Raw genomic sequence first — 9,234 nt, 5'->3', positions numbered from 1 at the left:
CCGCAAAGGGGGGAGGGTTCTGCGCACGATCGTCGGCGCCATCGCCGTCACCGTCTCGGGCGCCTGCACCGCCCTCTACCTCTACGTCCAAACCCTCCCGCCCCTCGACCTGACCCAGGCGAACCTCCGCTCGGTCGTGGTCCTCGACCGCTCGGACAGGCTGCTGCGCCCCTTCGCCACCGTGGACGGACGCTGGCGGCTGCCGGTCTCGGCCGGCACCGTCGATCCGCGCACCCTGGCCATGCTGCGCGCCTACGAGGACCGGCGCTTTGCGAGCCATTCCGGGGTCGATCCGGTGGGGGTCGCGCGTGCCGCCTGGCAATGGCTCGCCCACGGCCGCGTCGTCTCCGGCGGCTCGACCCTGTCGATGCAGGTGGCCCGCCTCGTCGAGCCGCGGCCGGAGCGCTCGCTGACCGCCAAGCTCCGGCAGATGGTGCGCGCGGTCGAACTGGAGCGGCGCCTCGGCAAGGCGGGCGTGCTCGACCTCTACCTGGCGCTCGCCCCCTACGGCGGCCCGGTGGAGGGGATGCGCGCGGCGAGCCTCGCCTATTTCGGCCGCGAGCCGGCCCGGCTGTCGTTTGCCGAATCCGCCCTGCTGGTGGCCCTGCCGCAGGCGCCGGAATCCCGCCGGCCGGACCGGTTCCCGGAGCGCGCCCGCCTCGCCCGGGACCGGGTGCTCGACATCGCCGCCGCCCGCGGCGTCCTGACCCGCGCGGAGGCGACGGCGGCCAAGGCCGAACCGGTTCCCAACACGAAAAAAAGCTTCCCGATGATGGCGGCCCACGCCGCGGAGGAGGCCGTGGCGGCCGATCCCGAGGCGCGGACCCTGCGCCTGACCCTGGACGGCCGCCTCCAGGCCAGCCTGGAGGCGCTGGCCGCGGAGCGGGCGGCTGCGGCCGGCCCCGGCCTGTCGGCGGCGATCCTGGTGATCGAGAACGCGACCGGCGCGGTGCTGGCCCAGGTCGGCAGCGCCGGATACCTGGAGCCCGCCCGTCGCGGGGCCATCGACATGACGCTGGCCGTGCGCTCGCCGGGCTCGGCCCTCAAGCCGTTCATCTACGCCTTGGCCTTCGAGAACGGGCTCGCCCATCCCGAGACCCTGCTGGAGGACCGGCCGGCCCGGTTCTCGGCCACCTACGCCCCGGAGAATTTCGACCTGACCTACCAAGGGACGGTCACGGCGCGGCGCGCACTCCAGACCTCCCTCAACGTGCCCGCAGTGGCGCTTATGGAACTGGTCGGCCCGGCCCGCTTCGTCGCGCACCTGCGCGGGGCCGGCGCCGGCATCGCCCTGCCGCGGGAGGCCGCCCCCGGCCTGCCGGTGGCGCTGGGCGGGCTCGGCATCACGCTCACCGACCTCGCCCGGCTCTATGCCGGGCTGGCGCGGGCCGGCAGCGTGCCGGACCTCGCCCGCCGCGCCGACCGGCCGCCGCCTGCATCGTCCCAGCGCAGCGTGGCCGAGCCGGTGGCGGCCTGGTACGTCGCCGACATCCTGCGCGGCACCCCGCCCCCCGACAACGCGCTCGCCGGCCGGATCGCCTACAAGACCGGCACCTCCTTCGGCTACCGGGACGCCTGGGCTGCCGGCTTCGACCGGCGGATCACGGTCGCGGTCTGGGTCGGGCGCCCGGACGGGGCCGCGGTGCCGGGCCTCGTCGGCCGCACGGTGGCCGCGCCGATCCTGTTCGACGCCTTCTCCCGCTTCGGCGGCGAGCCGGAGCCCGTGCCCCAGGCACGCGACGCCCTCGTCGCCACCAACGCGGCCCTGCCGCCGCCCCTGCGCCACATCCGCGGGGACCAGCCGCGCACCCTGTCGGCGGCCGGCGCCACCCTCAAGATCGCCTACCCGCCGGACGGCGCCCGGATCGACCTCGGCCTGTCCGAGCCGGGGCCGGGCCCGAGCCTCGCCCTCAAGGCGCTCGGCGGCGTCCCGCCGCTGACCTGGATGGTCAACAATCGGCCGGTCTCGGAAGGCGCCCGGCGCCAGTCGGCCTGGGCCCCGGACGGGGTGGGCTTCGCCCGGATCTCGGTCCTCGACGCGGCGGGCGCGAGCGACAGCGTCGTGGTGCGGATCGAATAGCGCCGTTGCCAACGCGGCGCCGCGCGGTAGGATCGACCCGGTGCGCCGCACCGACGGGAGCGATGGGGCAGGGCCGATGAATCCGGGGATCGATTGGGGGTCGCTGCTGGTCGGCGCGCTGGCGCTGGCGCTGGGAGCCGCCCTCCTCGTCAGCCCGAACTTTTCGGAACTGATCTTCAAGCGCAACCGGCGCGCCGATGCCTGGAGCGCGGTGATCGGCTCGACGGGTCCGCGGTTCGAACCCCGCATCATCGCCGGCTGCCTCGCCGTCCTGGTCGGGTTCGGCCTGCTCTGGGTCGGGTTCCACCCGAAGGCGTAACGGTCCGGCCCTCAGCGCCGGCCGCCGAACCCGCCCTGTCCTCCAAGGCCGCCCGGCCCGCCGAATCCGCCGGGCCCACCCAGGCCGCCCGGCCCGCCGAGCCCTCCCGGTGCCCCGAGGGCCCCCGGCCCGCCGAACCCGCCCTGTCCTCCAAGGCTGCCCTGTCCAAGTCCGCCCGGCCCGCCCGGCCCGAAGCCGCCGCCCCCCGGCATCGGCCGGGTGTCGAGCCCTCCTTGTCCAAGCCCTCCTTGTCCAAGCCCTCCTTGGCCGATCCCGCCTTGGCCGAGTCCGCCGTGCCCGAGCCCGCCCTGGCCGATCCCCTCCGGTCCCCGGCCGGGCAGGCTGCGCAGGTCGAGGTGGTCCCGCTCGCGTTCGAAGCGCGGGTTCCGGAGCCGGTCCGGCTCACGCTCGATGGTGGGCGCGATCCGGTCCTCCACCCGCAGCCGCTCGACGGTGAGCCGCCCATCGGTGGAGGCCTGCGTTGTCAGCACGGCGCGCACGCTGCCCCGGCGGGGGACATCCGCGCCGGCCATACCAGTCACGGGGAGCCCCGAGCCGAGGTTCAGCCCCGCCCCGCTCCGGCCGATATAGGCCTCGATCGAGACCCGGCGGATGCCCGGCACGAAGGGCGCCCCGGCCTCCGACGCGTCGACGATCCGGAAGCCGCCGGCGCCCGCCTCTCCGGTGACGAGCGCCCGGCGGCCGAAGGCGAGGCCGCGCGCGCCGGCAAGGCGCAAGGCCCCGATCGTCGGCGTGCCGTCGGCCGCCCGGCGCAGGGGGCCGGCGACGCGGGCGGGACCCTCCGGCCGCGCCTCCACCAGGCTCGCCACCACCACCCCGTCCGGGCGGCGCAGGCCGCTCACCGCCACCCGGTCCCCCACGGCCCAACGGCCCGCGACGCCCGCGGTGGCGACCCGCTGGCCCAGCACCGTGAGCCGATCCTTGCCCACGGCCTCCACGGGGCCGACAACCTCGCTGGTCACGTCGATGCGGCCGGTGGTGAGGCCGCCGTCCGTCTCGCGGGCCACCACCCGCACCACGTGGCCGAGCTTGAGGTCGGATGCCTGCCCCGGCATGCCGTCGATCCGCACCGTGACGTCGGCCGGGTAGGCGATGCGCAGGTCGTTGACGACGATGGAGCCAAAGCGGCGGATCGTGCCGATGACCCCGGTGCCGCCGATGCCGCGGTCGCCCTCCCCCGCCGCCCCGTCCGTCGGCGGGGCGCCGGTGCCGCCGATGCCCTGGTCGCGGGGCGCCTCCCGCGGCCGGGCGAGGCCGGGCAGCAGCGCTCCACAGACGCCGGCGAGCAGGTGCAGGACGCGGCGGCGGTCCGGAGCGGTCTTGCGCGGCACGCGCACGCTCCTCAAGGCTCGACCGGGGCGAGGGGCTGCGCGCCCGACGGGGGCACCGCCTCGGCGTAGACGTAGAGCCCGAAGTTCCAGCGGTGGTCGCCGCCGGGGTCCGTCTCGCAGGCGGCGTGGGCCTCGCGGTTGGCCTGCTGCAGGGCCTCCATCGCGATCTCGCGGGCGCGCGCCTCCAGGCGTCTGGCAAGGTCCTCCGAGAGCCCGTCGTAATGCACCGCCCGCTCTAGGAAGCGGGGCACCTCGCCGACGATGTTGGCTACCGATGCGGCGATGTGGTCGTGGAGGTTGCGCCCGAAATAGTAGAGCTGCGGCTCGCCCCCGCCCTTGGGCACGTAGGCGGCCTCGGCCAGCACGATCCGGTCCGCGCGATCGAGGGTGGCCAGCCCCCGGTCGAGCCACTCGTCGAGCACGGCGCGGGGCCGCAGGTCGCGGGTGATGCCGGAGACCAGGGCCTCGAAGGAGGGCGCGCCCGCCTCCCCCAAGCGCGGCAGGGGGAGGGGCCGGCCCTGGCCGTCCGTGAACTTCGGGTCGGCGAGCCAGCGGGCGATGATCCGGCTGGTGCGCGAGACCACCGCCGGCACCACGCTCACCGGGGCGCCGGCCCCGCGCAGGCGCCGCACCTCCTTGCGGTGGATGCCGGTGAGCAGGGAGACGCGGCTGTCGGTCTGCTCCTTGCCCGGCAGGGCGAAGTCGTACTCGGCCACGTTCACGTAGATCTCGCGCAGGAGGTTCGTCAGAGCCGGGAAGGTGATGCCGCGGGCCACGAACAGGCGCACCAGCGGGCGCAGCAGGCGCGCCACGGGGGCGTGCAGCGCGGCTCCTTCCGGTGTGGCGTCGACGGTCTCGGACATGGGCGCGAGCTTAGCGGCCCAGTCGTGGGAGACAATCCCACATCGTGCGGCAACGCACGTGAGCTCACACATATCCGATTGACGTGGGATTTTTGCACACGTACTCACAAAACGTGGTCGAATTTCCCACGCGATGACCAAAGGATGAGGCGGATGAGCGACCCGAGACGAGCCCTCCTATGCCCGCCCCTGCCGCCGATCGGCCCTCAGGCGCTCCGTCCGCGGGTTGCCCCCTCTCAATCACTCACGCGGCTTGCACGCTTCGGCTTCTGCCTCGCCGCGCTCAGTCTGCCCGTGCTCGGGATCACCGTCGCGGACACGGTCCACCGTGCCAGCGGCCCCGAGACAATGCAGGCCGCCGTCCTGTCGTCCCCCTCGCGCAGCATGGCAGTGCCCGCCGGCGCCTCCCGGACCGCCCCACCGGTCCGGGAGGCGTTCCTCCACACCGTGCAACCCGCGCAGCCCGAGTGAGCCCGATGATCTCCATTCCGGCCCGGGACGCGGGCATGGCGCTCCACGACGATCCAGATTCCTGCGGCGGCGCCACGGTGCTCGACCTCGCCCTCTGCCTGATCCTGGCTGTCACGGTGGTCGGCCTGCTTCTGTTGGCCCTCTGACCGAGGCGTCGCCGCGCCCGGCCTCACCGAAAACCACGAAAGAACCGATGCCGAAACCGATTTCGGCGGCCCTGCTGGGCCTCGCTGCGGGCCTCGTCGCGACCCTGGGCGTCCATGCGGCCGACCTTCCCCGCAGCGCAGCCCCGCCCCTCCCGCCCACGCTGCCGGTCTTCACCTGGACGGGGTTCTACGTCGGCGCCAATGCCGGCTACGGGTTCGGGAGCGGGTCGGGCAGCGTCACCGATCCGACCTACGGCACGGTCACGGGCGGCGGCCGGGGTGGCGGCTTCGCTGGTGGCGGGCAGGTCGGCTACAACTACCAGTTCACGCCGGGCTCCGGTTTCGTGGTCGGCCTGGAGGCCGACATCCAGGCTGCCGCCTTCGCCAAGGCCGACGCCGCGTATCTCGGCACCACACCCTATTACAGCGTGCGCCCGAGCCTCGACTATTTCGGAACCGTGCGCGGCCGGGTCGGCTACGCCCTCGACCGGGTGCTGATCTACGGCACCGGCGGCTTCGCCTACGGCGGCGGCGCGCGCGCCTCCAACGCCTCGGCCTATCCCTACACCCTGCCGGACAGCGGCCGGACCGGCTACGCGGTGAGCGGCGGCATCGAGTACGCCTTCACGGCAAAGCTCTCGGCCAAGATCGAGGCGCTCTACCTGAACCTCGGGCGGCCTACCGGTGGCGCGACCTACTACGACTCCGCCGTCCCGGCCTATTACGGCCTCGGCCGCTCGGATTCCGGGTTCGGCGTAGTGCTGGCGGGGTTGAACTACCGATTCTAGGTTGACCCGGCAGCCGGCGACACGAAATCCGTACCGGCGCCGCCGCTGCCGCGTCCCGCACGAAAGCGTCCTCGGACGGCTGTTCCGGTTGCCTCACGGCGCAGGCGACCCATCTTCGCGCAGATGGCGGGCAACTTTCGAACGGAACTGATCTTGAACGCTCCCATCCTCCACCGATTCCGGGCCCTCGCCCTCGGCTGCACCCTGGCGGCCGGCGCCGCCCTGCCGTCCCTGGCGCAGGAGATGCCGACGATCGACGCGGCACGCGGCGCCTTCCTGATCCACGGCAACTTCTGCGGCCCCGGCAACCGCGGCCCCGGCCATCCGCCGGTCGACGCCCTGGACCTCGCCTGCGCCCACCACGACGCCTGCTCGCCGGGCGTCGCCTCGGGCCGGCTGCCGCAATGCTCGTGCAACGATCGCCTGCACGAAGAAGCCGGCCTCGTGGCCCGCGACCCCCGCACGCCCCGCAAGGTGCGCGACACCGCGCAGTTCATCGCGGACGGCGCCCTGTCGCTTCCCTGCGACTGATCCGTAAGCGGCCGGACGCGAACGCAAAAGGCCCGGCGGAATCGCTCCCGCCGGGCCTTCGCGTCGTCCGAAGAAATCCCAAACGAAATCAGGCCGCGTCGGCTGGGTTGGTCGTGGCCTTCGGGCCGCCCTTGGCGACGCCGACGAGGGCGGGGCGCAGGACCCGGTCGCCGATGACGTAGCCGGCCTGGACCACCTGCACGACTGTGCCCGTGGGCACCTCGGAATCCGGAACCTCGAACATCGCCTGGTGGCGGTTCGGATCGAAGCGCTGGCCCTTGGGCTCGACCAGCTTCACCCCGTGGCGCTCCAGGGTCTTGGCGAGGTCGCGCTCGGTCAACTCGATGCCGTCGATCAGGCCCTTGAGGGCGCCCTCGGCGGCGCTCCGCGCCTCGGCCGGCACGCTGTCGAGCGCCCGGCGGATGTTGTCGGCCACGTTCAGCACGTCGCGGGCGAAGTTCGTGACCGCGTAGGTGCGGGCGTCGGTTACCTCGCGCTCGGTGCGGCGGCGCAGGTTCTCCATCTCGGCCAGCGTGCGCAGGGTCCGGTCCTTGAACTCGTCGCGCTCGGCGGTCAGCGCCGCCAAGACACCGGCAGTGGCACCGGCATTGGCCTCGGCCTGTTCGGAGGCGGGCGCGGCGTCGGCCGCGGGCTCTGCGCCCGATCCGGCCTCGGCCGTGGTCTGGCGCGGGTCGTCGTGCTGCATGTCGTTGCTCGTCATCGCGATTTACGTGGTCGGGCGAGGTTCGGGATCGGCGCTGATATCAGGCGGGCGGACTTCGAAATCAACCCGAGCCCTCACGCCTCCCGCGGCGGCGGCGCGGCGACCAGCGCCTCCAGGCCCTCCGCCCGGAGGACGGCCACGTCGCCGGCGAACACCTCCATCACCGCGGTGCGGATCGCGGTCTGGCGGTCGGGCTGGGTCACGCGGGTGCCGGTGAGGTCGACCACGTAGAACACGTCCACCGCCCGCTCGCCGAAGGTCGCCACGTGGGCCGAGGTGATGTTGAGCTGCAGGCGCCCGAGCGCCGTGGTCAGCTCGTAGAGCAGGCCCGGCCGGTCGAGGCCCGTGACCTCGACCACGGTCTCGCGGCTCGACAGGGCGTTGTCGATGGCCACGTCCGGCGGCACCAGGAAGGTCTTGGCCCGCGCGCTCGTCGGCGGGTGCTTGTCGGCCACGAGGTCGGCGATCTTGATCTCGCCCTTGAGCGCCCGCTCGATCGCCCCGCTGATGCGCTTGGCCCGGCGCAGCTCGTCCTCGTCCCTCTCGAAGGCGCGGGAGATGAAAATCGAATCGAGGGCGAAGCCGTCGGTGGTGGTGAAGATCTGCGCGTCCACGATGTTGCCGCCGGCCGCCGCGCAGGCGCCGGTGACGATGGCCAGCAGCCGCGGATGGTCGGGGGAGTAGACCGTCAGCTCCGTCACGCCGCGCACCGGATCGGTGCCGACGTCGGTGGCGCTGGTGCGCCCGGCCTCGACCGCGGTCTTGAGGAAGCCCGCGTTCTTGAAGTGGCGCACCCCGTCGACCTTGAGCCAGTAGGCTTGGTTGTGCCGGCCCGCATAGGCGTCGAACTCGTCCGAGGTCCAGTCAGGGAGCTGTTCGCGCAGCGCGATCTGGATCATCCGGACCCGGTCGGTGCGGGCGATCTCCGAGTGACCGCCCGAGAGCACCACCTCGGTCTCGTCGTAGAGGGTGCGCACCAGGGTGCCCTTCCAGGCGGTCCACACGCCCGGCCCCACGGCGGTGATGTCGGCCACCGTGAGGATGGTGAGCAGGCGCAGGCGCTCCAGGGTCTGCACTGTGCCCGCGAAGCGCTCGATGGTCTTGGGGTCGGAGAGGTCGCGGCTCTGGGCCGTCATCGACATCAGCAGGTGGTGCTCCACCAGCCAGGCCACGGTCTCGGTCTCGGTCCGGCTCAGGCCGAAGCGGGGGCAGAGCTTGGCCGCGATGGCGGCGCCCGCGATCGAGTGGTCCTCGGGCCGGCCCTTGGCGATGTCGTGGAGCAGGATCGCGACATAGAGGGCGGTGCGGTTGCGGATCGTGCCCACCAGCCGCGAGACCAGGGGATAGGCCTCGTCCACGCGGCCGGAATCGATCGAGGCCAGCACGCCGATCGAGCGCAGCAGGTGCTCGTCCACCGTGAAGTGGTGGTACATGTTGAACTGCATCATCGCCACGATGCGCCCGAAATCCGGGATGAAGCGGCCGAGCACGCCCGCCTCGTTCATCTGGCGCAGCACCGATTCCGGCGAGTTCTTCGAGGTCAGGATCTCGAGGAACAGCCGGTTGGCCTCCTCGTCCGATCGCAGGGAATGGCCGATCAGGCGCAAGCTGCGGCTGGCCAGCCGCTTGGCGTCCGGGTGGATGGCGAGGTTGTGCCGGTCGGCCAGCCAGAACAGCCGGATCAGGTTGACGGGGTCGCGCTCGAAGGCGTCCTCCGCCCGCAGGTTGACCCGGCCGTGGTCGATCCAGAAATCCTCGGCCTCGATCGCGGTGGCGCGGAAGCGGTCGCGGAACTTGCCGATCCAGCGGTCGAGGACCGGCGTGCGCTTGGCGTGGCGCGCCTCCAGTTCGGCGCAGACGATGGCGGTGAGGTCGCCCACGTCCTTGGCGATCAGGAAATACGCCTTCATGAAGCGCTCGACGCCCGAAAGCCCTCGCGGCGGGCTTTCGGGCGTCGAGC

At 73.1% G+C, this 9,234-nt stretch carries 9 protein-coding genes; 5 read left to right on the top strand and 4 right to left on the bottom strand.

Annotated features, from left to right (window positions below; genetic code table 11):
* Positions 1-2,080 (top strand): penicillin-binding protein 1C (gene pbpC / locus COGEMETH_RS20030; RefSeq protein WP_238184365.1); only part of this gene is annotated, 2,080 nt, incomplete at its 5' end.
* A 40-nt stretch (positions 2,081-2,120) separates the two neighbouring features.
* Positions 2,121-2,399, top strand: a complete 279-nt coding sequence (locus tag COGEMETH_RS20025) for a hypothetical protein (RefSeq protein ID WP_238184364.1) — start codon at positions 2,121-2,123, stop codon at positions 2,397-2,399.
* A gap of 11 nt (positions 2,400-2,410) precedes the next feature.
* Here the strand turns inward: COGEMETH_RS20025 and COGEMETH_RS20020 are convergent, their stop codons facing one another.
* Together COGEMETH_RS20020 and COGEMETH_RS20015 are read right to left on the bottom strand one after the other, a co-directional pair.
* Positions 2,411-3,751: a DUF5666 domain-containing protein gene (locus COGEMETH_RS20020; protein WP_306421770.1), complete on the bottom strand. Its 1,341-nt coding sequence runs from the start codon at positions 3,749-3,751 to the stop codon at positions 2,411-2,413.
* An 11-nt stretch (positions 3,752-3,762) separates the two neighbouring features.
* Positions 3,763-4,614 (bottom strand): DUF6502 family protein, encoded by an 852-nt coding sequence (locus COGEMETH_RS20015; protein WP_238184362.1) that lies wholly within the window; start codon positions 4,612-4,614, stop codon positions 3,763-3,765.
* Positions 4,615-5,090: 476 nt separating this feature from the next.
* Here COGEMETH_RS20015 and COGEMETH_RS20010 point away from each other — a divergent pair, with 476 nt between their 5' ends.
* From COGEMETH_RS20010 to COGEMETH_RS20000, 3 genes are all read left to right on the top strand, one after another.
* Entirely contained in the window at positions 5,091-5,231 is a 141-nt protein-coding gene (locus tag COGEMETH_RS20010; protein WP_238184361.1) for a hypothetical protein, read from the top strand.
* Between the two features lie 47 nt (positions 5,232-5,278).
* Positions 5,279-6,019: an outer membrane protein gene (locus tag COGEMETH_RS20005; protein ID WP_238184360.1), complete on the top strand. Its 741-nt coding sequence runs from the start codon at positions 5,279-5,281 to the stop codon at positions 6,017-6,019.
* Positions 6,020-6,172: 153 nt separating this feature from the next.
* The gene (locus COGEMETH_RS20000; RefSeq protein WP_238184359.1) at positions 6,173-6,550 is read left to right on the top strand and encodes a phospholipase A2 family protein; all 378 of its coding nucleotides are present in this window, start codon (positions 6,173-6,175) and stop codon (positions 6,548-6,550) included.
* An 88-nt stretch (positions 6,551-6,638) separates the two neighbouring features.
* On the opposite strand, the gene grpE is transcribed toward COGEMETH_RS20000, so the two are convergent.
* Complete coding sequence (grpE, locus tag COGEMETH_RS19995) at positions 6,639-7,271, bottom strand: nucleotide exchange factor GrpE (protein WP_238184358.1); 633 nt, start codon at positions 7,269-7,271, stop codon at positions 6,639-6,641.
* Positions 7,272-7,348: 77 nt separating this feature from the next.
* A partial coding sequence (glnD, locus tag COGEMETH_RS19990) for a [protein-PII] uridylyltransferase (protein ID WP_238184357.1) occupies positions 7,349-9,234 on the bottom strand: 1,886 nt, incomplete at its 5' end.

This window comes from Methylobacterium trifolii, from assembly GCF_022179685.1.
In the GTDB taxonomy this organism is placed as follows: domain Bacteria; phylum Pseudomonadota; class Alphaproteobacteria; order Rhizobiales; family Beijerinckiaceae; genus Methylobacterium; species Methylobacterium trifolii.
Note: the sequence above shows the minus strand (reverse complement) of the source record. Positions and strands in the feature narration are given on the sequence as shown.